This window comes from Polaromonas sp. AER18D-145, assembly GCF_002379095.1.
In the GTDB taxonomy this organism is placed as follows: Bacteria; Pseudomonadota; Gammaproteobacteria; order Burkholderiales; family Burkholderiaceae_C; genus Polaromonas.
Map to the genome: position 1 here is coordinate 1 of NZ_NBZV01000054.1, position 20,984 is coordinate 20,984.

The 20,984-nt window shown below is 64.8% G+C and carries 22 protein-coding genes, 1 pseudogene and 1 riboswitch; of the genes and pseudogenes, 13 read left to right on the forward strand and 10 right to left on the reverse strand.

Annotation, left to right across the window (positions count from 1 at the left end; translation table 11 throughout):
* From B7G52_RS20115 to B7G52_RS20130, 5 genes and pseudogenes are all read right to left on the reverse strand, one after another.
* Nucleotides 1-111: pseudogene (locus tag B7G52_RS20115) on the reverse strand (RNA-binding protein); the annotation flags it as partial.
* 297 nt (nucleotides 112-408) lie between these two features.
* A complete protein-coding gene (locus tag B7G52_RS20120) occupies nucleotides 409-864 on the reverse strand; it encodes an RNA-binding protein (RefSeq protein WP_096699418.1) in 456 nt (151 codons plus the stop codon).
* 180 nt (nucleotides 865-1,044) lie between these two features.
* The gene (locus tag B7G52_RS23440; RefSeq protein ID WP_141397509.1) at nucleotides 1,045-1,338 is read right to left on the reverse strand and encodes a hypothetical protein; all 294 of its coding nucleotides are present in this window, start codon (nucleotides 1,336-1,338) and stop codon (nucleotides 1,045-1,047) included.
* Nucleotides 1,338-1,583 (reverse strand): zf-HC2 domain-containing protein, encoded by a 246-nt coding sequence (locus B7G52_RS20125; protein ID WP_096699455.1) that lies wholly within the window; start codon nucleotides 1,581-1,583, stop codon nucleotides 1,338-1,340. Before B7G52_RS20125 ends, B7G52_RS23440 begins: the two co-directional genes overlap by 1 nt.
* Nucleotides 1,584-1,592: 9 nt before the next feature.
* A complete protein-coding gene (locus B7G52_RS20130; protein WP_096699420.1) occupies nucleotides 1,593-2,159 on the reverse strand; it encodes a sigma-70 family RNA polymerase sigma factor in 567 nt (188 codons plus the stop codon).
* 211 nt (nucleotides 2,160-2,370) lie between these two features.
* Between B7G52_RS20130 and B7G52_RS20135 the strand changes: the two genes are divergently transcribed.
* The 5 genes from B7G52_RS20135 (at nucleotide 2,371) to B7G52_RS20155 (ending at nucleotide 5,600) form a co-directional block, all read left to right on the forward strand.
* Nucleotides 2,371-2,874 carry a peroxiredoxin gene (locus tag B7G52_RS20135; RefSeq protein WP_240523548.1) on the forward strand — a complete coding sequence of 168 codons (504 nt, stop codon included), beginning with the start codon at nucleotides 2,371-2,373 and terminating at the stop codon, nucleotides 2,872-2,874.
* Between the two features lie 137 nt (nucleotides 2,875-3,011).
* Entirely contained in the window at nucleotides 3,012-3,317 is a 306-nt protein-coding gene (locus B7G52_RS20140; protein ID WP_096699422.1) for a DUF2282 domain-containing protein, read from the forward strand.
* Nucleotides 3,318-3,382: 65 nt separating this feature from the next.
* Nucleotides 3,383-4,270: a DUF692 domain-containing protein gene (locus B7G52_RS20145; protein ID WP_096699424.1), complete on the forward strand. Its 888-nt coding sequence runs from the start codon at nucleotides 3,383-3,385 to the stop codon at nucleotides 4,268-4,270.
* Complete coding sequence (locus tag B7G52_RS20150; protein ID WP_170954821.1) at nucleotides 4,267-5,118, forward strand: putative DNA-binding domain-containing protein; 852 nt, start codon at nucleotides 4,267-4,269, stop codon at nucleotides 5,116-5,118. Before B7G52_RS20145 ends, B7G52_RS20150 begins: the two co-directional genes overlap by 4 nt.
* Nucleotides 5,115-5,600, forward strand: coding sequence for a DoxX family protein (locus B7G52_RS20155; RefSeq protein ID WP_371329046.1), 486 nt, complete (start codon nucleotides 5,115-5,117; stop codon nucleotides 5,598-5,600). Before B7G52_RS20150 ends, B7G52_RS20155 begins: the two co-directional genes overlap by 4 nt.
* Nucleotides 5,601-5,685: 85 nt before the next feature.
* Here the strand turns inward: B7G52_RS20155 and B7G52_RS20160 are convergent, their stop codons facing one another.
* Entirely contained in the window at nucleotides 5,686-6,888 is a 1,203-nt protein-coding gene (locus tag B7G52_RS20160; protein ID WP_096699428.1) for an ammonium transporter, read from the reverse strand.
* A gap of 314 nt (nucleotides 6,889-7,202) precedes the next feature.
* A riboswitch (yybP-ykoY riboswitch) is annotated at nucleotides 7,203-7,404 on the forward strand.
* Nucleotide 7,405: 1 nt separating this feature from the next.
* Here B7G52_RS20160 and B7G52_RS20165 point away from each other — a divergent pair.
* Nucleotides 7,406-7,972, forward strand: a complete 567-nt coding sequence (locus B7G52_RS20165; protein WP_096699459.1) for a TMEM165/GDT1 family protein — start codon at nucleotides 7,406-7,408, stop codon at nucleotides 7,970-7,972.
* A gap of 6 nt (nucleotides 7,973-7,978) precedes the next feature.
* Here the strand turns inward: B7G52_RS20165 and B7G52_RS20170 are convergent, their stop codons facing one another.
* Nucleotides 7,979-8,803, reverse strand: a complete 825-nt coding sequence (locus B7G52_RS20170) for a formate/nitrite transporter family protein (RefSeq protein WP_096699429.1) — start codon at nucleotides 8,801-8,803, stop codon at nucleotides 7,979-7,981.
* A gap of 215 nt (nucleotides 8,804-9,018) precedes the next feature.
* Here B7G52_RS20170 and B7G52_RS20175 point away from each other — a divergent pair, with 215 nt between their 5' ends.
* The 5 genes from B7G52_RS20175 (at nucleotide 9,019) to B7G52_RS20195 (ending at nucleotide 15,013) form a co-directional block, all read left to right on the forward strand.
* The gene (locus tag B7G52_RS20175; RefSeq protein WP_240523549.1) at nucleotides 9,019-10,146 is read left to right on the forward strand and encodes a homoserine O-acetyltransferase; all 1,128 of its coding nucleotides are present in this window, start codon (nucleotides 9,019-9,021) and stop codon (nucleotides 10,144-10,146) included.
* Nucleotides 10,140-10,739 (forward strand): methionine biosynthesis protein MetW, encoded by a 600-nt coding sequence (metW, locus tag B7G52_RS20180; RefSeq protein WP_096699432.1) that lies wholly within the window; start codon nucleotides 10,140-10,142, stop codon nucleotides 10,737-10,739. Before B7G52_RS20175 ends, metW begins: the two co-directional genes overlap by 7 nt.
* A gap of 125 nt (nucleotides 10,740-10,864) precedes the next feature.
* Entirely contained in the window at nucleotides 10,865-11,767 is a 903-nt protein-coding gene (locus B7G52_RS20185; RefSeq protein WP_096699434.1) for a chromate resistance protein ChrB domain-containing protein, read from the forward strand.
* Nucleotides 11,764-13,131 (forward strand): chromate efflux transporter, encoded by a 1,368-nt coding sequence (chrA, locus tag B7G52_RS20190; RefSeq protein ID WP_096699436.1) that lies wholly within the window; start codon nucleotides 11,764-11,766, stop codon nucleotides 13,129-13,131. Before B7G52_RS20185 ends, chrA begins: the two co-directional genes overlap by 4 nt.
* 46 nt (nucleotides 13,132-13,177) lie before the next feature.
* Complete coding sequence (locus B7G52_RS20195) at nucleotides 13,178-15,013, forward strand: SulP family inorganic anion transporter (protein ID WP_240523550.1); 1,836 nt, start codon at nucleotides 13,178-13,180, stop codon at nucleotides 15,011-15,013.
* Here the strand turns inward: B7G52_RS20195 and B7G52_RS20200 are convergent.
* Nucleotides 14,997-15,824, reverse strand: coding sequence for a DUF72 domain-containing protein (locus tag B7G52_RS20200; RefSeq protein WP_240523551.1), 828 nt, complete (start codon nucleotides 15,822-15,824; stop codon nucleotides 14,997-14,999). The genes B7G52_RS20195 and B7G52_RS20200 overlap by 17 nt on opposite strands.
* A 165-nt stretch (nucleotides 15,825-15,989) precedes the next feature.
* Between B7G52_RS20200 and B7G52_RS20205 the strand changes: the two genes are divergently transcribed.
* Together B7G52_RS20205 and B7G52_RS20210 are read left to right on the forward strand one after the other, a co-directional pair.
* Nucleotides 15,990-17,546, forward strand: a complete 1,557-nt coding sequence (locus B7G52_RS20205; protein ID WP_096699440.1) for a M20 family metallopeptidase — start codon at nucleotides 15,990-15,992, stop codon at nucleotides 17,544-17,546.
* Between the two features lie 11 nt (nucleotides 17,547-17,557).
* The gene (locus tag B7G52_RS20210; protein ID WP_096699442.1) at nucleotides 17,558-18,460 is read left to right on the forward strand and encodes an alpha/beta hydrolase; all 903 of its coding nucleotides are present in this window, start codon (nucleotides 17,558-17,560) and stop codon (nucleotides 18,458-18,460) included.
* A gap of 59 nt (nucleotides 18,461-18,519) precedes the next feature.
* On the opposite strand, the gene B7G52_RS20215 is transcribed toward B7G52_RS20210, so the two are convergent.
* Complete coding sequence (locus B7G52_RS20215; protein ID WP_096699443.1) at nucleotides 18,520-19,689, reverse strand: MFS transporter; 1,170 nt, start codon at nucleotides 19,687-19,689, stop codon at nucleotides 18,520-18,522.
* Between the two features lie 124 nt (nucleotides 19,690-19,813).
* Nucleotides 19,814-20,983 carry a hypothetical protein gene (locus tag B7G52_RS20220; protein WP_096699445.1) on the reverse strand — a complete coding sequence of 390 codons (1,170 nt, stop codon included), beginning with the start codon at nucleotides 20,981-20,983 and terminating at the stop codon, nucleotides 19,814-19,816.
* Nucleotide 20,984 lies beyond the last annotated feature (1 nt).

Sequence of the window (20,984 nt, forward strand, 5' to 3'; positions counted from 1 at the left end):
TTCCATCATGACTTTAGCGCTGGTGACAGCGCCAAACTGGCCGAAAGATTGTTGCAAGTCTTCGTCGCGGACTGAGTAAGGCAGATTGCCGACGTAAAGTTTGTTGCCCATGAAGGGACTCCTCTAAAACACAATAACAAAAGCGATGGGGTCCCGAAAGCACAACAAATCTTCAAACGTACCGCTGTAGCGCGCGAAACTGACCGATCACCTAACCTGTATGGATTTATACCCACACCCGCGCATTATGCGTCATATATGAGAAAAGCCAACAGAAATACCGCAAAATCCGGAGCGGTTTGCGACCAACGGTAAAAAGCCGCCATGCAAAAAGGCTTCAAAATCGAAGTCTTGTGAAGCCTTTTAAAGTTGTTTTCAGCCGAAGCTGAAGAGGCTGGGGGTCAGGGCTTAGTAGCCGCCGCGTCCACCGCCAGAGCCACCGCCACCGCCGGAACGGCCACCGCCGCCGTAAGGACTGCGGAAACCGCCGTCGTTGCCACCACCACCGTAGCCGCCGCCGCCGGAACGGCCGCCACCGCCGCCGCCGCCGCCACCGTAGCCGCCGCCACCACCGCTACCGCCGCCGAAGCCGCCGCCAGTGCGTGGAGGACGAGCTTCCATCGGACGGGCTTCGTTGACGACAACGCTGCGACCGCCCAGAGGCTGGCCGTTCATGCCGGCAATGGCTGCCTGCGCTTCGGCATCGCTGCCCATTTCGACAAAGCCAAAGCCTTTGGAGCGACCGGTGTCGCGTTCCATCATGACTTTAGCGCTGGTGACAGCGCCAAACTGGCCGAAAGATTGTTGCAAGTCTTCGTCGCGGACTGAGTAAGGCAGATTGCCGACGTAAAGTTTGTTGCCCATGAAGGGACTCCTCTAAAACACAATAACAAAAGCGATGGAATCTTCCAACATACAGCTGTAGCGCGCGAAACTGACCGATCACCCGACGGGTGTGGATGCACATCCACACCCTTCATGTTATGCGGCCAGAGCCGGGGAAGACAAGCAAATATTGCCGTCGCCAGGCCGGGCAGACCCGCATCAATACTGGGCTGGAGGCCGGTTTTGCCCTGGCGCGTGAGCGCTGGCGTGCCGGCTGGCGATGCGGTGCGCCGAAAACAGGGCTTCGGAAAATAAAAGAGTGTTGATTTTCAAGAAAAAAACAGGAAGTTTGTGCCCACTTGTATTTTCTCGCCCAGGACGGGCGGAAGGTGCATCGGCGGTGGAGCCGGAAAACGAATTTTTACGCTGCTCACACAAATAACCGGCTTTTTTCGAGAGATCGCGTTGTCCGGGAACACCGGTGGGCCGGACGGCAGCGCGGCGTGCTGCCATCAGTCGGGCCGCTGGAGGCCCTGGGTGTCCGGGCTCTGTGCCTCGCCCGCATAGTTGCGCCAGCGACCCATCGCCAATCGCATGGTGAGCAGCTGGTTTTCAAATTGCGGGCAGGCCTTGCAGGCCAGCAGGTGCAGGCGCAGGGCAACGGTATCGGACAGGCTCAATGCACGGTCCTCCCGTGCCACCAGCAAGGCCGCGGCCTGCCTGCAGGTGCGCATCAGGGGAAGGGACTGGATTTTCATGACGGCCATTCAGTGAGTGTGTTGACCAAACCAGTGAATGGCCAGGCATTCGCGCAAACGCAGGCGGGCACGGTGAAGCTGGACATACAAATTGGTCGGCGTGAGCGAGAGTTCCTTACAGACCTCTTCGCAGGACAGTTCCAGCCATTCGCGCATCAGGAACAGGCGGCCGAGCGCCGGGGGCAGCCGCTCGACGCAGGCATCCAGGACCTTGAAAAACTGGCTTTGCGCCAGGGTTTGCTGCGGATCACCCCAGTCACCGGGCGGGCTGGCGAAGTGGCCGTCGGCCTGGAAGGCGAGCTTGTCCAGTTCATCGGCTTCGTCGTCGGCCCCGTTATCGGGAAGCGAGACCTCCCGGGCGTGGCTGCGGATCAGGTCGATGACCTTGTGCTTGAGAATGCCGACCAGCCAGGTCTTGAGCTGCGAACGGTTGCCAAACGATTGCGGCTTGGACAGTGCCGCCAGCAGGGTTTCGGAGACAGCGTCTTCCGCCCAGGCATCGTTGCGTAGCTGCAGCCTCGCAAAACGCATGAGGTAGACCCGGTGTTCAACCAGTTGCTCTTCAAAGGTGGCCATGGATGGCAAGTCTAGCCGCACCACAACGTGGGCGTGCAGAAAAAATGCGGACAGGCACGTAAGGTTTCCGGCTGAGCAGCGACCAAACCATTTGCACTGTCTGTCGCCGCAACCCACCAAGGACACCACCATGGACATCGCTCATCACGCATCACCACCCACCGGCCCTCACAGCGTTTCCCGTTCCGGTCGGGCGCGTTCTGGTCTCGCAGTGGTCGCCCTCATCGCGCTCGGGATGGCTGCCGCCGCGCAGGCGCAAACACCGCCGCCCTCCGTGAAGGCGGAACGTGCTGCCGCAGCACCGCACATCGAAGGCAAAACGGGGGAGGGCAAACCCTTCAGGCTGGCCTCGCTCAAGGGCAAGGTGGTGCTGCTGCTGTACTGGTCCACCGGCTGCGCGGTGTGCCGCGACAAGATGCCCGAGTTGCGCACCAATTACGAAGGCTGGGCCGGCCAGCCCTTCGAGTTGGTGGCCGTCAGCACCGACACACGCATGCGGGACATGCTGGACTATGAAGCCATCATCTCGCGCACGGTGCCTACCAGGCAGCGGTTTGTCCAGCTCTGGGCCGGCGACGGCAGCTACCGCGACAACCTGGGCCCACACGCGCAGCTGCCCGCAGGCTACCTGATCGACAAGTCCGGAAAAATCGTCGAGCGATACCTGGGCCGGATTCCGCCGCAAGCCTGGGACCGGATTGCCGACCTGCTGTAGCCGTGGGCAAATTTCTTTGGTGGCAAGAAATAACCTGTAAGAATGCCGGCAGTTGCCGGACCAAGCTTTAACCAGACAGAGAAACACACCGGTCTGGTTGGGATTTTTAACCTGTACGAATCAACTGGAGATTTCAAATGAACCAACGCGCCCTGATTGCTGCAGCTGCAGCCTCCCTGCTCTTCACCATGCTGGTGGCTACACCCGCTGTTGCCCAGGAAAAAGAAAAATGTTACGGCATCGCCAAGGCGGGCCAGAACGATTGCGCCAACCTGGCCGGCACCCATTCCTGTGCCGGTCAGTCCAAGCTCAGTGACGACGCCGGGGAATGGAAATACGTTGCCAACGGCACTTGCGCCAGCATGAAAGGCATGAAGGCCGACCAGGCGAAGATGAAGGGCAAGGCCATGATGGACAAGCCGATGATGGACAAGAAGAGCTGATCGCTTGCTGACTGTTCCCATCCGGGCGAGGCGGCCTGTCCTTGGGCAGGCTTCGCCTTCTGGCTGTGACTGATCCCACTTTTTTCACCACGGGCATAGGCTGGCGGCATCCGCACTATGCCTGCCTGCTCGAGGCACAACCGGAACTGGACTTCCTGGAAGTCCATTCCGAAAACTTTTTCGCGCGCGGCGGCGCGGCGCTCGCCGTCCTGCAGGAGGCCCGCCACACCTACCCGGTCAGCCTGCATGGCGTCGGGCTGGCACTGGGCTCTGCCGCCGGGATCGATCCCTGGCACCTGGCCCAACTCGCTGCGCTGGTCGAGCGCATCGAACCGGTTCGCGTTTCGGACCACGCCTCGTTTGCGCGCGGACCATGGGGGGGTGCCACCGTGCATGCAGCGGATCTGCTGCCGGTGGCCTTTCACCGGCAGTCGCTCGACGTGTTGTGCGCCAATGTGCAGCAGGTGCAGGACCGGCTGAAACGCCGCCTCTTGGTCGAAAACCTGTCCGCCTATGTGCGCTTCAACAGTTCCGACATGAGTGAAACCGATTTTCTTTCGGCACTCGCTAGCCGCAGCGGTTGTGGCTTGCTGGTCGATGTCAACAATATTTATGTGAACGCATGCAACGAGCGCCTGGCGGGCAGCACGGACGACCCGGTGCGCGCCTGCATGGCATGGCTGGACCAGATACCGCCGCACGCGGTGGCAGAGTTGCACCTCGCGGGCCACAAGGACTGCGGTGACATCGTCATCGATGACCACGGCAGCCGCGTGTGCGACGAGGTGTGGCAGCTTTACCGGCATGCGCTGGCGCGTTTTGGCAAGGCGCCGGGCGGCCTGGCCACCCTCGTGGAGTGGGACACCGACATGCCGCCGCTGCAGGTCCTGCTCGACGAGGCGGCCAGCGCCCGCGCGCTGCAAGCCCTGGCGGACAGCGCGGTGGCGGCTTGAGGCCCGACAGTTTCCAGCAGGAGCAGCAGGCCCTGCTGCAGCTGGTGCTGGGCGCGGCCGGTGGCGTCGGGCTGTCACGCTGGCTGTCTGCCGGGAATGCTGCACAGGCGCGGCGCGCGCAACGCGGCCTGCAGGCCTACCGCGCGAACGGCCAGGCGCTGGCGGAACGCGCACTGGCCGCCGCCTACCCGGTGCTGGCGCAGCTGGTCGGCGAGGAAAATTTTGCCGCGCTGGCGCGCCACTTCCGGGCCATCCATCCACCCCTTTGCGGCGACATGGCTCGCTGGGGGGACCTGCTTGGCGGCTTCATCGGGGCTTCCGCGCAGCTGGCCGATGATCCCTACCTCGCCGATGTCGCGCATCTGGAGTGGCGCATGCACTTGGCCGGCAGCGCAGCCGATGTGCCGCCCGATCCGGCGTCGTTTGCACGGCTGGCCACGGAGGATCCCGCACGGATCACGCTCACCCTGGGTGCAGGCGTAGCCTTGCTGGCGAGCCCTTACCCGGTGGCCAGCATCGTCAATGCCCACCTCACGGGCAGTCCCAGCTTGCAACAGGCCGGACAAAGGCTGGCGGAGGGCCGCGCTGAACACGTGCTGGTCTGGCGCCAGGGCTTGCGGCCCCGCGTGCGTGTGAGCACGGCGATCGAACACCGGTTGCTCGAGACGCTGATGGCCGGCCAGTCCCTGCTCGACGCCTTGGAGGCGCTTGATGCGCTGGACGCCGTGAATCTGCCCGGCGGCAGCGCGGCCGAGCCTTTTGATTTCAATGCCTGGCTGGGCGAGGCGGTGCAGTCCGGCCTGGTCATGGGCGTGCATTCGTTGCCCACCACCCAAGGAAACACATGATGACAAGTAATGGCCGCATGGCCTGGCTGGCGCGCGGCCTGAACGCGTGGGACGGGTTGATCCGGTCCCTCAATACACTGCAGCCGCTGGCGGCCTTGCTGGCGCGCCTGTACATCGCGCAGGTGTTTTTTCTGTCCGGGCTGACCAAGCTGCGTGACTGGGACACCACCCTGGCCCTGTTCACCGACGAGTACCATGTGCCGCTATTGCCCCCGGCGGCAGCCGCTTTGCTGGGGACCGCCGGCGAGCTGGTGCTGCCCATGCTGCTGGTACTGGGTCTGGCGGACCGCTTGCCGGCGCTGGGACTGTTCGTGGTCAATGCCGTCGCGGTGATCTCGCTCAGCGAGATCGCACCGGCCGCCCTGCAGCAGCATGTGTTCTGGGGCACGCTGCTGGCGGGGCTGGCCATTTACGGTGGGGGGCCGTGGTCGCTGGACCGCTGGCTGGCGCCGACACTGCAGCGGGTTTGCCGAACTTCATAAGCCAAATCGGCCGTCAGCCCAATAGGGGTGTGCGCAAGTTGCTATAAATTCAGAAGCACGTGGTGGCGGGTCACCATCGTGGCCGTCACCAGTTGACCTCGCGCTCGGGGGTGGCGCCGATGCGGTGTATCGACAGGTCGGCGCCCTCGTATTCTTCTTCCTGGCTCAGGCGCAGGCCCATGGTGGCCTTGATCAGGCCGTAGACCGCGAAGCCCGCCAGCAACGCCCAGCCCACACCCATGACCGTGCCGATCAATTGTGCGCCGAGGTGCACGCCGCCCAATCCGCCCAGGGCCTTGCTGCCGAAAATGCCGGCGGCGATGCCGCCCCAGGCGCCGCACAGGCCGTGCAGCGGCCAGACGCCCAGCACGTCGTCGATCTTCCAGCGGTTCTGCGTCAGCGTGAACATCAGCACAAACACGGCGCCGGCGATGCCGCCGGTGACCAGCGCGCCCAGCGGGTGCATCAGGTCGGAGCCGGCACAGACCGCCACCAGCCCTGCCAGCGGGCCGTTGTGCACAAAACCCGGGTCGTTTTTGCCGAGGGCCAGCGCGGTCAGCGTGCCGCCGACCATGGCCATCAGCGAGTTGACCGCCACGAGGCCGGAGATCTTGTCGATGGTCTGCGCACTCATGACGTTGAAGCCGAACCAGCCGACCGTCAGGATCCAGGCGCCCAGCGCGAGAAAAGGAATGCTGGAGGGCGGATGCGCCGAGATCCCGCCGTCCTTGCGGTAGCGGTTGCTGCGTGCGCCGAGCAGAATCACGGCCGGCAGGGCCAGCCAGCCGCCGACCGCATGAACCACGATGGAGCCGGCAAAGTCATGGAACTCGGACCCGGTCAGGGCCTTGATCCAGGCCTGCACGCCGAAATGCTGGTTCCAGACAATGCCCTCGAAAAACGGATAGACAAAACCGACGATCACGGCGGTGGCCAGCAACTGCGGGTAAAACCGTGCCCGCTCCGCAATGCCGCCGGAGATGATGGCGGGGATGGCCGCGGCAAAGGTCAGCAAAAAGAAAAACTTCACGAGCTCGTAGCCGTTCTTCGCGGCCAGCACTTCCGCGCTCACGAAAAAGCTGGTGCCGTAGGCCACGCCGTAACCGACGACGAAGTACACGACGGTGGACACCGAGAAGTCCACCAGGATCTTGACCAGCGCATTGACCTGGTTCTTTTTGCGAACCGTACCCAGTTCGAGAAATGCGAATCCGGCATGCATGGCCAAGACCATGATGCCGCCCAACAGGATGAACAAGGCATCCGAGCCCTGTTTTAGTGCGTCCATAAGCCCCTCTTTGAATGTTTGAGCAGTTTTAGTGCAAAAGCAGGTTGTAAAAAGCAACAGCACCAAAATCAAGCAAAAACTGCGCCAGAGAGGTGCGCACCAAGTTGGGTGGCTTCGCAGCTCCATGGCGGGAAGGGACGCCCGCTAGTGCAGTGTTGCATGCTTGATGGAACAAATAAAAGCGATGAATTTTGGGTCAGGGCAAGGCGCAAACCACAGCGATACCTCGGGTATCGCGCGGATTTGCAACGCCGCCATGGCGCAAAAGGCGCGGTTTTATGTTCCAGATAGCGTGCGACACTGCACTAGAATGGCTGCTTGTCATTGGGGAGTAGCCTCCCTCCCTCCTGCCGTCACGGCGGGGGCGAGAGGGGTTTGCGTCAACAGACTTGTCCGTTCCTGCCACAGGGACGACATGGCGCAAACGGTTCAGACTTGGCGAGACCTTTGACTGCACAGCCTCCGTTCAGGCCGGGGATGTCGTGCAGTCATGGGTTTTTTCCGGCCGGAGTCATTGATGGACGCTTTCCTTGTTTCCACCGGCATCGTTGCCCTCGCCGAAATGGGCGACAAGACACAACTTCTTGCGCTGGTGCTGGCCGCGCGCTTTCGCAAACCCTGGCCCATCGTGGCGGGCATCTTCGTCGCCACCATCGCCAACCATGCCATGGCCGGTGCCTTGGGGGCGTGGTTGACCACCGTGATCAGCCCGCAGACCCTGCGCTGGATCCTCGGGGTGTCCTTCATCGCCATGGCGGGGTGGATGCTGATTCCGGACAAGCTCGACGACGATGCGGCCGACGGGCGCCTGCCGCGTTTCGGCGTGTTCGGCACCACCGCGATGCTGTTTTTCCTGGCGGAGATGGGCGACAAGACGCAGATTGCGACCGTGATGCTGGCCGCCCGTTACGACGCCTGGTTCGGCGTGGTCGCCGGCACCACCCTGGGCATGATGCTGGCCAATGCCCCCGTGGTCTGGCTGGGCGCCAAGGTCACGAAGAAAGTGCCGCTCCGGGTGGTGCACCTGGTGTCGGCCTTGATTTTTGCGTTGCTGGGCGCCGCCGCCTTGTTCGGCTGGGGCTGAGGGCGCTCATGGTGATTTGGGGCCGCGCCGGTAGATCAGGTGGTAGGTTAGGCCGACCAGGACGCTGCCGCCCATCAGATTGCCGGCAATCACAACGGCCAGGTTCAGGGCCATGCCGCCCCAGGTGAGCATGGTTTCGCCCGCAGGCACGCCACCCGACTGCTGAAGCAGCATGGCCAGTGGCATCAGGTACATGTTGGCGATGCTGTGTTCAAAACCTGCGGCAACAAAAGCACTGATGGGAAAAACAATGGCGACCGCCTTGTCCACGACGCTGCGCCCTGCCATCGCCATCCACACCGCCATGCACACCAGGACGTTGCACAGCACGCCGCGGAAAAACGCCTCCCAGACCGGCAAGTCCTGTTTGACCTGCGCGATTTTCACCACCGTGCGGCCAATGGCGCCGCCGTTCATGTCGGTGTGACCGCTGGCGAAGACCAGCAGCGCGAGCCCGGCCGCACCGGCAAAATTGGCTGCGCAGACCAGTACCCAGTTCCGCAGCACATCGGCGCTCGTGATCTTGCCGTCAGCCCAGGCCATGGCCAGCAGGTTGTTGCCGGTAAACAGCTCCGCCCCGGCCACCACCACCAGCACAAGGCCCAGGGAGAAGACCAGCCCGCCCACCAGCTGGGCCGTGGCAAAACCCAGGCCGGCATCGGACTTCACGATCACAAAAAAGAGGCTGCCCAGACCGATAAACGCCCCGGCCAGTACACCCAGCATCAGCAGCGGCAAGGTCGCCATTCGCGCCTTGGCCACACCCACGGTTTCAATGCGTTCGGCAATTTCGCGTGGGGCGTAAGCATCGGAGCCAAACAGTTCTGACATGGGATTTCCCGAATTGAGGTGGTTTAGGGCCTGGTCTGACGCCTTGCATTTATACTAGCCACCAGCGCCGATTTGCTCAGCTTGCGGGCGCTTAAAAAGTACGGCTAAAGACGAACATCCATGAACCCGGACTCGCTTTTAGCGATGCCGGGTTTTCTTTTTGTTCACTGTTTCTGTTGGGGCCTTCTGTTTTGCTAGTTGCCACACCACAGTCCATGCATTTCGCCGACGTTTTGCCATTGCAAAGCGGCGCGTCCATCCGTGCCTACGACCTGAGCTACGAGACCTACGGCACGCTCAATGCCGACCGGTCCAACGCCGTGCTGATCTGCCATGCGCTGAACGCCTCGCACCATGTGGCCGGCGTCTACCTTGATGCGCAGGGCGCCGTGGTGCCGAAATCCGAGGGCTGGTGGGACACCATGATAGGCCCCGGCAAACCGGTGGACACCAATGTGTTTTTTGTCATTGGCGTGAACAACCTGGGCTCCTGCTTCGGATCGACCGGGCCCATGCAGCGTAACCCCGACAGCGGCGAGATCTACGGCGCCGACTTTCCGGTGGTCACGGTGCAGGACTGGGTGCAGGCGCAGGCGCGCCTGCTCGACGCGCTGGGCATAGCCACCCTGGCCGCCGTCATGGGTGGCAGCCTGGGCGGCATGCAGGCGCTGAGCTGGACACTGCAGTACCCCGACCGCGTGCGCCATGCGGTGGTGGTGGCCAGCGCGCCCAACCTGACCGCCGAAAACATCGCTTTCAACGAAGTGGCGCGGCGCGCCATCGTGACCGACCCGGACTTTCACGGCGGGCATTACGGCCGGCATGGTGTGTTGCCGCAGCGCGGCCTGCGCATCGCCCGCATGATCGGCCACATCACCTACCTCAGCGATGACGTGATGAACGAGAAGTTCGGGCGCCAGCTCCGTGAAGTCGCCATTGGCCATGCGAGCGGCTACAAATTTTCGACCCAGGATGTCGAGTTCCAGATCGAAAGTTACCTGCGTTACCAGGGCGACAAGTTCAGCGAGTACTTTGACGCCAACACCTATTTGCTGATCACGCGGGCGCTCGATTATTTCGATCCGGCCGCAGAGCACGGCGGCAAACTCACGCCGGCGCTGGCGCGGGCCCGGGCCAAATTCCTGCTAGTGAGCTTCAAGACCGACTGGCGGTTTTCGCCTGCGCGCAGCCGCGAAATCGTCAAGGCCCTGCTCGACAACCAGCGCGACGTGAGTTACGCCGAGATCGACGCACCCCACGGTCATGATGCCTTTTTGCTCGACGATCCCCGCTACATGGGCGTGGTCCGCTCCTATTTCGAGAGCAAGGTGGCACCATGCTGAAGTCGACGCCCCGGCTGTCCGCCGACCAGCAAGTGATCGCCCGTCTCGTGCCACCGGGTTCACGTGTGCTGGACCTCGGTTGCGGCGACGGCGCCCTGCTCGACCACCTGATCCGCGAACGCGGCTGTACCGGTTACGGCGTGGAGATAGACGACGCCAACATCCAGGCCTGCGTGGCGCGCGGCGTCAACGTGATCCAGCTCAACCTCGACGAGGGCCTCGCCATGTTCGGCGACGCGAGTTTTGACGTGGTGCTGCAGATCGACACCCTGCAGCACCTGCGCAATGCCGAGGTCATGCTGCGCGAGACGGCGCGTGTGGGTCGCATCGGTATCGTGGCTTTTCCCAATTTTGGCCACTGGCCAAACCGTCTGGCGGTGCTGCGCGGCCGCATGCCGGTCACCAAGGTGCTGCCCTACCAGTGGTACGACACGCCCAATATTCGCGTTGGCACGCTGCAGGATTTCGAAGCCCTGGCGCTCAAGAACAAGTTGCAGATCCTCGACCAGTTCGGCCTGCAGGACGGCGAGGAAATCCGGTGGTGGCCGAATGCCCGCGCCAGTCGCGCCGTGTTCAAGATTCAGCGCGCCTGATCGCATCCAGTTGCGTGTGATCGCGCTTGGTGCTATGGTTGAGTTATCGGGATTTCAGCCTCCCGAATCTTCTCGAAGATAGACGGTGTCCCGTCCAAGCGCTGGCAACTCGTTTGGAGTAACTCATGGACACCGCGACCGCTTCTATTCCCTTCATTTCCCCTGATGAACTTGCTGCCCGCAGGGGCCGCGCCGATTCGCCCTGGCTGCTCGATGTGCGGCGTGAAGCCAAGTTTGCTGAAAGCGCGCGCATGCTGGCTGGCGCCGTGCGCTGCAAACCCGAAGACGTGGCGGCCTTTGCCACGTCACAACCGCCGCGCGAAATCGTTGTTTACTGCGCTTATGGCCACCACGTCAGTGAGGACGCGGTAGCTCAATTTCGCCAGGCCGGCTGGAAGGCCTCGGCGCTTGCCGGCGGCATGGAAGGGGGTGAAGACGGGATCGACACCGCCTCCAACATCGCCCAATGGCGCGCGACGCCGCTGCTCACCATGCGCAAGCGCCCCGACTGGGGCGTGACCGGGGAGCACGCGTCGCGCTGGATCACCCGCGAGCGGCCGAAGATAGACCGCATCGCCTGCCCCTGGCTGATTCGACGTTTTATCGATCCGCGCGCCGAATTCTTTTACGTGCCGACTGCGCAGGTCTTCAGTGAAGCGGCGCGACTGCACGCCGTGGCCTACGACATTCCGGGCGCACCGGTGTCGCACGAAGGCGAGTGGTGCAGTTTTGATGGCTTGCTTCGCGCGTTCGAAATTGAAGACCCGGCCGTGGATCGCCTGGCCCGCATCGTGCGCGGGGCCGACACCGACCGCCTGGCGCTGGAGCCGCAGTGCGCCGGATTGCTGGCCTTCTCGCTGGGTTTGTCCCGCCTGCATACCGACGACCACAGGATGCTGGAAGCCGCCATGCCGCTTTACGACGCCCTCTACGCCTGGTGCGCCAGCGAAGCCAGAGCCGTGTGGCAAGGACAACCGCCCGAAACACACAACTGGAAGCCGGAAACCATGACAGGTGCCGGCGCATGACGCAGACCACCGACATGCCGAAAGCGGTCAGTTTTCGCGAGGCCTTCCGGTTCTGGCTCAAGCTCGGCTTCATCAGTTTCGGCGGGCCGGCCGGGCAGATTGCCATCATGCACCGTGAGCTGGTTGAGCAAAAACGCTGGATCTCGGAAAAGCGTTTTCTGCACGCGCTCAACTACTGCATGCTGCTGCCGGGGCCGGAGGCGCAGCAGCTGGCCACCTACATCGGCTGGCTGATGCACCGGACCTGGGGCGGTGTCGTGGCGGGTGCGTTGTTCGTGCTGCCGTCGCTGTTCATCCTGATCGCGCTGAGCTGGATGTACGTGGCGTTTGGCGACCTGCCGCTGGTCGCCGGGATGTTCTACGGCATCAAGCCAGCCGTCGCGGCGATCGTGCTGCAGGCGGTACACCGCATCGGCAGCAAGTCATTGAAAAATCCGGCCAAAGCCCCCGTCCCCTGGGTGGTGGCAGCTATCAGTTTCATAGCGATTGCGTTTTTGCACGTGCCCTTTCCCTGGGTGGTGTTGGGCGCCGCGCTGACCGGCTGGCTGTGCGCGCGTTTTGCGCCCGGGCAGTTTGCCGCCGGTGGTGGACATGGCGGCGCGGTGGTGGTCCACCTGCCCGCGCTGATCGACGACCACACACCCACCCCCGACCACGCGCGCTTCAGCACGGGGCGCCTGACCCGGGTGCTGACGGTGGGCGCCGTACTGTGGCTGTTGCCGATGGGCGCACTGGTCGCCTGGCAGGGCTGGCACGGCGCCTTGACGCAGATGAGCTGGTTTTTCACCAAGGCGGCGCTCTTGACGTTTGGTGGCGCCTATGCGGTGCTGCCCTATGTGTACCAGGGCGCGGTCGAGCAGTTCGGCTGGCTCAGCGGGCCGCAGATGATCGACGGGCTGGCCCTGGGCGAAACCACGCCGGGCCCGCTCATCATGGTGGTGGCCTTTGTGGCTTTTGTCGGCGGCTGGACCAAGGAGGTGCTGGGGCCGGACGCGCTGTTCCAGGGCGCGGCGCTGGCGGCCTTGCTGGTGACCTGGTTCACCTTTTTGCCGTCGTTCATTTTTATCCTGGCGGGCGGACCGCTGGTGGAGTCCACCCACGGCAAGCTGCATTTCACCGCGCCGCTGGCGGCCATCACGGCCGCCGTGGTGGGTGTGATTGCCAGTCTCGCTCTGTTTTTTATAGCGCATGTCGCTTTCCCGGCGGGCGCTGCAGGCGGTTTTCCTTCAAATGTGGCATGGCCGGCGTTGGCCATCATGGCTGCGGCCAGCCTGGCGTTGCTGCGCTACAAGGTGGGCGTGATACCGGTCATCGCCGCCAGCGCCCTGGCCGGCCTGCTGCTGCGCCTGGCCGGCCTGGCATGAGGGCGGGCCGGCGGCGTGCCGCACGCGCCGGGGTATGCTCCAGCCCATGCAAGGCCCTCCGGAAAAAAAACACGTCGCCCCGGCGCTGAAGCTGTTCGAACGGCTGTTTGGCCACTGGGTGCACCAGGTCACGCCGGCGAGCCTGCGCGCCGACCTGATGGCGGGCCTGCTGGGCGCGGTGCTGGTGTTGCCGCAGGGTATTGCCTTTGCCACGCTGGCGGGCCTGCCGCCGGAATACGGCCTGTACACCGCCATCATCCCCTGCATCATTGCCGCGTTGTTCGGCTCCAGCTGGCATGTGATGTCGGGCCCGACCAACGCCAACTCGCTGGCGCTGTTTGCCATGCTTTCGCCACTGGCGCTGGCCTTCAGCCCGGGTTACATCCAGATGGCGCTGGCGGTCACGGTGATGGTGGGTGTCATGCAGTGGCTGATTGGGGCGCTGCGGCTGGGCTCGCTGGCCAACTTCATTTCGCCCGCGGCGCTGTTCGGCTTTACCTCGGGCGCGGCGGTGTTGATTGCGGTGTACGCCCTGCCCGATCTGCTGGGCCTGCCGGCGGCGGCCGACCATGGGGCGGCTGCGGTGTTGCTGCATGTGGCCACGATGGTCCGCTCGGTGCAGCCGGCGGCGCTCGCCGTGGCCGGCGTGACCGTGGCCGTGGCCCTGCTGGTGCGGCGGCTGCGCCCCAGCTGGCCGTCCATGCTGGCCGGGCTGGCAGCGGCGACGGCGCTGGCCTGGGTCTGGACAACGCACCTCAGCGCGACGCCGCTGCCCCTGCGCACGGTCGGCCAGATCACCACACCGTGGCCGAAATTTGCGATTCCCAGCGTGAGCTGGTCGGCGCTGTCCGAGCTGCTGGGGCTGGCGTTTGCGCTGACCATCGTGGCGCTGGGCCAGTCGATCTCGATTGCCAAGGCGGTCGCCGCACGCTCCGGCCAGCGCATCGACGCCAACCGCGAGTTCCGTGGACAGGGCCTGTCCAACATCATCGGCGGCTTCTTTTCGTCTTACGTGTCCTGCGGCTCGCTGAACCGGTCCATGCCGAATCTGGAGGCCGGCGCGCGCACGCCGCTGGCGGCGGTGTTTTCGGCCCTGCTGCTACTGGGCCTGGTCGCCGTCAGCGCGGCACTGCTGGCGCAGATCCCGATGGCGGCGCTGGCGGCCCTGCTGGTGCTGGTGGCGGTGTCGCTGCTGGACCTCGGGCGCTGGCGCCAGTTGTTCAGCCTGAGCCGCACCGAATTCGGCGTCGCGCTGGCCACGCTGGTGGCGACCGTCAGCATCCGGCTGGAGATCGCGATCCTGCTGGGCACGCTGCTGTCGCTGATGTCCTTTCTGTACCGGACCTCGAAACCGGCGATGCGCACCATGGGCTTTGACAGCCGGGCGCCGGACCGGCAGTTTGTGGTGCTGGCTGACAGCGCAACGCCACTGCCGGAATGCCCGCAGCTCAAGCTGTTGCGCATGGAAGGCGAGGTCTATTTCGGCGCGACCCAGCATGTGGCCGACACGCTGCATGCGCTGCGCCATGCGCGCCATCCGCAAAAACACCTGCTGGTGATGGGCAAAAGCATGAACTTCATCGACCTGGCCGGTGCCCAGCTGTGGGAGGCGGAACTCAACGCGCGCCGGGCGATGGGGGGCGACCTGTACTTTCACCGCCCGCGACCCGAAGTCATCCAGATGTGGCAGACCACCGGGTTCACGCGGCTGCTCGGCCCCGAGCACCAGTTCCCCGACAAGCGCAGCGCGATCGCGACGATTTTCACGCGGCTGGACCCGGCCATCTGCCGGTCATGCACGGCGCGTATTTTCGAGGAATGCCGCAGCGTGCCCGGGCCGGATCCCGTGGACGACGCAGCGCGCCCTATTCCGGTGGCTTGAAGCCGAGCCGCTGCTGCAGGCCGGCCGCCGCCGCCGGCGCCTTTTCCTTGGCGCCGTTGATGAAAAACACAAACACGTTTTTGGGCGCGCCCTTGTTTTTCGCGGCCTCCACCCGCGGCAGGTCCGACGGCTCGCCGCCTTGGGCCCAGGCCTGGGCAGCCGCTGCCCAGGCGTCCAGAGCCTTGGGCGCATAACCGCTCTTGAGTTTGGCGTCACTGCGCATCAGCCGGGCATACACGAAATCAGACGTCAGGTCGGCAAAGGACGGGAAGTCCGGCGAATCGGTGAACACCGTCGCGCAGTGGTGCTTGCGCGCCAGTTTCAGGTAGTCCGGCGTCTTGAAGCTGGGATGCCGCACATCGAGCACGTGGCGCAGCTGGCGGCCATCCACCGCCTTCGGAAGCAGTGCCAGGAAAGCCCCGAAATCGTCGGTATCGAACACCTTGGTCGGCATGAACTGCCAGACGATGGGGCCGAGCTTGTCACCGAGTTCGCTGATGCCGCTGCCGACAAACCGTTCGATGGACTCGCCGGCTTCGGCGAGCACCCGGCGGTTCGTGGTGAAGCGGCTGGCCTTGAGCGACAACACGAAGTTATCGGGCGTCTCGTCGCGCCATTTGGCAAAGGTCGGCGGCTTGAAGCTGCTGTAGTAGGTGCCGTTGACCTCGATCGCACTAAGCTGGCGGCTGGCGTAACCCAGCTCCTGGCTGTGCGGCAGTTTGGCCGGGTAAAAGTTGTCGCGCCAGGGCGCGTAGGTCCAGCCGCCTATGCCGACGCGAATGGCGGGACGAGGATTTCCGGATGTTTTCAAGGCAGATACTCCCGCAAACAGGGGATGACGTTTTCGCCAGGGTCCCGGACAATGCCCCGACGTGCAGCGTTCTCCGAAGCACAACCTGGCACGATGTGCGCAGCACGGTTACAGTGACAGCTCAGCCGGACTGTCCCGCTGAACCCCTTCTTCCGGAGTTTATTCATGAACGCCCCCCTGCATCGAGAAATTCCCGCCAGCGTGCTTGATGCCGCCCAGGCCCTGTCCCAGGTCAGCGCCCAGTGGGACGGCGACATCGTCAGGCAGATCACCGACTACATCACCATCCCCGCCAAGTCGCCGTCCTTTGATGCCGACTGGGCCGGTCACGGCCACATCGAGACCGTGATGCGCAATGCCGCAGCCTGGGTGGAGGCGCAGAAGGTCGAGGGGCTCACGCTGGAGATCGTGCGCCTGGCAGGCCGCACGCCGGTGCTGTTTTTCGAGGTGCCGGCCAGCAAAGGCGACGGCCGCCGCGCAGGGCCGCCCCAAGCAAGGCCAGCCCCCTCGGGGGGCAGCGAGCCACACGCAGTGGGGAGCGTGGGGGCCAGTTCCACGGAAACCGTCTTGATGTATGGCCACCTCGACAAGCAGCCCGAGTTCACCGGCTGGCGCAACGACCTCGGCCCCTGGACGCCCAAGTACGAAGACGGCAAGCTGTTTGGCCGCGGCGGTGCCGACGACGGTTATGCGGTGTATGCCAGCATCGCCGCGATCCAGGCGCTGAAAAGCCAGAACGTGCCGCACCCGCGCATCGTCGGCCTGGTCGAAACCTGCGAGGAAAGCGGCTCCTACGACCTGCTGCCGTATGTCGATGCATTGCGCACGCGGCTCGGTGACGTGGGCCTGGTGATCTGCCTGGACTCGGGTGCCGGCAACTACGACCAGCTCTGGCTCACGACCTCGCTGCGCGGCATGGCCAGCGGCGTGCTGAAAGTCGAGATTCTCACTGAAGGTGTGCATTCGGGCGATGCCAGCGGCCTGGTGCCCTCGAGCTTTCGCATCATGCGCCAGGTGCTGGACCGGCTCGAGGACAGCAAGACCGGCACCCTGCTGCCGCAGAGTTTTCACTGCGAAATTCCGGCCGAACGGCTGGCGCAGGCGCAGGCCACGGCGGCGATTCTCGGCGACCAGATCTACAAGCGTTTCCCGTGGGCGCATTACGACTGCGGCGGCGCCACCACTTTTGCGCTGCCGACCACCACCGACCCGGTCGAGGCCCTGCTTAACCGCACCTGGAAGCCGACGCTGAGCGTGACCGGCGCCGATGGTTTCCCCGAAATGGGCAACGCCGGCAATGTGCTGCGGCCCTACACCGCTTTCAAGCTCTCGCTGCGCCTGCCGCCGCTGGTCGATGCCGCCGGCGCGGTGCAGGAGCTCAAGACCCTGCTCGAGGACAACGCGCCCTACCAGGCCAAAGTCACGTTTGAAAGCGCCGGCGGCGCCACCGGCTGGAATGCGCCGACCACCTCGCCCTGGTTCGAGCAGGCGCTCCACGAAGCCTCGCAGGCCTATTACGGCGCGCCTTGTGGCACCATCGGCCAGGGCGGCACGATTCCGCTGATGAACATGCTGAGCCAGGGTTTTCCGAAGGCGCAGATGATGGTCTGCGGTGTGCTGGGTCCGAAAAGCAATGCGCACGGTCCGAACGAATTCCTGCACGTGCCGTATGCCAAAAAAATCACCGCAGCCGTGGCTTCCGTCATCGCCCGCATGCCTTGAGCCGGCAAGCCATGACTCCCCCCCTGCTGGCGCCGTTCACGGCCCGTGACGGTGAGAACCTGGCGATCTACGATTGGTCGATGGAAGCCTGCCAGGGCGACGACACCCTGCCGCCGCGGGCAGTCGTGCTGATGGTTCACGGCCTCGGGGAACACGCGATTCGCTACGACCATGTGGCGCGCCGCTTGCTGGACTGGGGTTTTGCCGTGCGGGCCTACGACCAGCGCGGTCACGGTGAATCGGGCGGCGAGCGTGGCGGCCTGCCCAGCGAGACCCTGTTGCTCGAGGACCTGGCCGAGGTGGTGGATGACACCCGCCAACGCTCGCTGCGCCTGCCGCGCGCGGACGGTGCGGCGCTTGCAGACGCTCCTCTGCCGCTGATCCTGCTGGGCCACAGCCTGGGCGGTCTCGTGGTGGGCCGTTTTGTGTCGCTCGGGCTGCGTCCGATCGATGGCCTGGTGATGTCCTCGCCGGCACTCGATCCCGGGCTCAACGCGATTCAAAAACTTTTGCTGGCCACCCTGCCGGCGATTGCCCCCAATCTGCGCGTCAACAACGGCCTCAAGCCCGAGTTCATTTCACATGACCCGCAGGTGGTCAGCAACTACCTGGCCGACCCGCTGGTGCATGCCAAGATTTCAGCGCGGCTGGCCAAGTTCATCGCGACCGCCGGGCCGGCGACGGTGGCTGCCGCCGCCACCTGGACCCTGCCGACGCTGCTGATGTATGCCGGCGCCGACAGGCTGGTCAACCCGGCCGGTAGCCGTGCTTTTGCCGAAGCTGCCGCGAGCAACGGCGGCGCCAGGGTCGTGACCACGCGCTGTTTTGACGAGCTGTACCACGAGATTTTCAACGAGCTGGACGCGGCGCCGGTGTTTGCCAGCCTGAAGGCCTGGCTGGATGCCAGGTTTTAAGCAAAAAAGGCCCCAGCCCGTGTCCTTGCTGCGCAGACAGCTCCTGAATCAGTAGCGCATCAGGCGCTGCGCAGGGCCCGGTTCCGCAGTGCGAGCCAGGCCAGCGCCGCCCCCGTCAGCCCCAGCGGCAGCAGCGAACCCAGGTTCAGCAGCGTCCAGCCCTGCGTGGTGACCAGCACGCCGGAGGCCAGCGAGGACAGCGCCAGCACCGCGAACACGCAGAAATTGAGCGCGCCCTGCGCCTTGTCTTTTTCTTCCGGCCGGTAGGCCGTCAGGGCCAGCGTGGTGCTGCCGGTGAACAGGAAGTTCCAGCCCACCCCGAGCAAAAACAGCGCGATCAGGAACTGGTGCAGGTTCACGCCCGACAAGGCCACCAGCACACAGGCCATGTTGAGCGCCAGGCCCACCGCCATGATGGGCAGCGTGCCGAAGCGCTTGATCAGGTGGCCGGTGAAAAAGCCGGGCGCAAACATGCCGATCACATGCCACTCGAGCACCAGCGCCGCGTCGGAAAACGGCAGGCCGCAGACCTGCATGGCAATTGGCGTGGCAGCCATCAGGAGGTTCATCACCCCGAAGCCCAGCGCGCCGGCGGCGGCCGCGACGATGAACACCGGCTGGCGCATGATCTCGCCCAGCGGCCGGCCGCCGCTGGCCGCGTGCTGGGCCGGCGGCGGCGGAAACTGCACGAAGGCCAGCAGCCCCATGGCCAGCAGCGCCACGCCGGCCAGCGCCAGGTAGGCCCCGGCAAAAGGCACGGCGGTCAGGCTGCGGGTGCCCGCCGCCAAGTTGGGGCCGGCAATCGCGCCTATCAGCCCGCCGGCCATCACCAGCGAGACGGCTTTTTCGCGAAAGGCCGGCAGCGCCAGTTCAGCCGCGGCAAAACGGTAGAGCTGGGCATTGGCGTTGTAATAACCGGCCACCACGGTGGCGGCCACCAGCAGCCAGAAGTTCCGGCTGTAGGCTGCATAACAGCACAGCAGCGCCGACAGCACCGCCACGACCAGCCCGAGCTGGAACGAGGTCTTGCGGCCGAATCGCTTCTGCGTGCGTGCGACGATGCCGGTCGACAGCGCCCCGCCCACGACATAACCCATGACCGGCAAGGTGGCCATCCAGCCGAGCGGCGCCAGGTTCAGCCCGACCAGGCCGTTGATGGCGATGAAGGTGACGTTGTTGGTGAGAAACAGGCCCTGGCAGACCGCCAGCAGCCATAGGTTGCGGTTCATGGGGCAGAGTGTATAGAGCGCTGGGGCGCGTTTCGGCGGTGCGACCGGGAATTTGAATCAAACAAGGAGTTGGCGCTGATGGGACAAGCGCCACCAGCTATCAAAAACAGAACAAACGAGGCTGTCACAGCCAGCCTTCCTGTTCGGCCTTGCGGCCGGAGGCGAGCAGGTGGTCGCGCAGTTCGCAGAGCGCCGGGCTAAGGCCGGGGTCAAGCTGCAGCTCGGCCAGCACGCGCCGGTCGTAGTCGTTCAGGGCCTGGGTCTGGCTGTCCTCCCAGTTCGCCGGCGCCATGTGGGTGCATTGCCAGGGCAGGCCCGCCTGATCCCAGAGTTGGCCAGCGCTCAGGGCAATCTGGATGCCGGCGGGATCGGGGTCGCAGCTGATGCGGCCGGGCGCCGGTGCTTGCGCCAGCAGCCAGGCCACGGCCGTCAGCCAGTCCGCCCCTGGCCGGCCCGGCAGCCAGATCAGGCAGACGCCGGCTTCAAGCTGCGCTGCCTGACGCTCGAAGCTGGCCCGGTTTTCAATCAGCCAGTAGGCGCGCGGACCTGCCGTGACAGCCAGTGGTGCGGCAAACTGTTTGCTGGGCAGGCCGCAAAACACCATGCTGCGCAGGTCCAGGAGAAAGTCCTCCCGGCGTAGCGACAAGGCGCCGGCCAGCCAGAGCTGCGGCTCGAAACGCGCGATGCCCATGGTTTCGAGCGGCAGACAGGTTTCCAGCCAGGCCCACTCACCGGCGGTGACGGCCTTGGTGTGGCCGCGCGCGGCCAGGGCAAAGTCCTGCCGCAGGCCGACCCGCTGCTCGCTGCACCATGGGGCCAGGGCCTGCAGCAGTTCAGCGCGCGCCTGCAGCGTACTGCGCGGCTGCGGGGTCACCAGGCAGTGCTGGACCGCCGGGGCCAGCGCGGGGTGGTCCTGCGCCAGCTGCGCCAGGCTGGCCAGCAGATCCTGGTGGGCGGCATCGCGCTCCGGTGCCGCCGTGAGCCCGGCCGCGCGTTGCAGCGCGTGGATGTCGCACCAGACCACGCGCCAGGGCTGCCAGTGGCCGTGGCGAAACTCCTCCTTCAGGGCCAGCGTCCCGGCTCCCAGCAGAAGCTGCAGCAAGGCATCGGCCGTGTCCAGGGCTTCGCTGCCGGCCGCGTCGAGCAGCACCTGCCAGCTGCGCTCCTGCGCGTCAGACTTGAGCCAGCGCAGCAGCACCCCGCGTTGTGCGGGGCTCAGGGGTGGCAGGCCGATGAAAGGTGTCGTCGCCTGCCGCGTGCGCCTGTGTTTGCCGTTGGCCACGGTCATCAGCATG

What these genes read in the sequence shown, in the direction of transcription:
- B7G52_RS20120 (WP_096699418.1), bottom strand. Translation starts at nt 864, where the DNA reads ATGGGCAACAAACTTTACGTCGGCAATCTGCCTTACTCAGTCCGCGAC.
- B7G52_RS23440 (WP_141397509.1), bottom strand. Translation starts at nt 1,338, where the DNA reads ATGGCAGCACGCCGCGCTGCCGTCCGGCCCACCGGTGTTCCCGGACAA.
- B7G52_RS20125 (WP_096699455.1), bottom strand. Translation starts at nt 1,583, where the DNA reads ATGAAAATCCAGTCCCTTCCCCTGATGCGCACCTGCAGGCAGGCCGCG.
- B7G52_RS20130 (WP_096699420.1), bottom strand. Translation starts at nt 2,159, where the DNA reads ATGGCCACCTTTGAAGAGCAACTGGTTGAACACCGGGTCTACCTCATG.
- B7G52_RS20140 (WP_096699422.1), top strand. Translation starts at nt 3,012, where the DNA reads ATGAACCAACGCGCCCTGATTGCTGCAGCTGCAGCCTCCCTGCTCTTC.
- B7G52_RS20155 (WP_371329046.1), top strand. Translation starts at nt 5,115, where the DNA reads ATGATGACAAGTAATGGCCGCATGGCCTGGCTGGCGCGCGGCCTGAAC.
- B7G52_RS20160 (WP_096699428.1), bottom strand. Translation starts at nt 6,888, where the DNA reads ATGGACGCACTAAAACAGGGCTCGGATGCCTTGTTCATCCTGTTGGGC.
- B7G52_RS20165 (WP_096699459.1), top strand. Translation starts at nt 7,406, where the DNA reads ATGGACGCTTTCCTTGTTTCCACCGGCATCGTTGCCCTCGCCGAAATG.
- B7G52_RS20170 (WP_096699429.1), bottom strand. Translation starts at nt 8,803, where the DNA reads ATGTCAGAACTGTTTGGCTCCGATGCTTACGCCCCACGCGAAATTGCC.
- B7G52_RS20175 (WP_240523549.1), top strand. Translation starts at nt 9,019, where the DNA reads ATGCATTTCGCCGACGTTTTGCCATTGCAAAGCGGCGCGTCCATCCGT.
- metW (WP_096699432.1), top strand. Translation starts at nt 10,140, where the DNA reads ATGCTGAAGTCGACGCCCCGGCTGTCCGCCGACCAGCAAGTGATCGCC.
- B7G52_RS20185 (WP_096699434.1), top strand. Translation starts at nt 10,865, where the DNA reads ATGGACACCGCGACCGCTTCTATTCCCTTCATTTCCCCTGATGAACTT.
- chrA (WP_096699436.1), top strand. Translation starts at nt 11,764, where the DNA reads ATGACGCAGACCACCGACATGCCGAAAGCGGTCAGTTTTCGCGAGGCC.
- B7G52_RS20195 (WP_240523550.1), top strand. Translation starts at nt 13,178, where the DNA reads ATGCAAGGCCCTCCGGAAAAAAAACACGTCGCCCCGGCGCTGAAGCTG.
- B7G52_RS20205 (WP_096699440.1), top strand. Translation starts at nt 15,990, where the DNA reads ATGAACGCCCCCCTGCATCGAGAAATTCCCGCCAGCGTGCTTGATGCC.
- B7G52_RS20210 (WP_096699442.1), top strand. Translation starts at nt 17,558, where the DNA reads ATGACTCCCCCCCTGCTGGCGCCGTTCACGGCCCGTGACGGTGAGAAC.
- B7G52_RS20215 (WP_096699443.1), bottom strand. Translation starts at nt 19,689, where the DNA reads ATGAACCGCAACCTATGGCTGCTGGCGGTCTGCCAGGGCCTGTTTCTC.
- B7G52_RS20220 (WP_096699445.1), bottom strand. Translation starts at nt 20,983, where the DNA reads ATGCTGATGACCGTGGCCAACGGCAAACACAGGCGCACGCGGCAGGCG.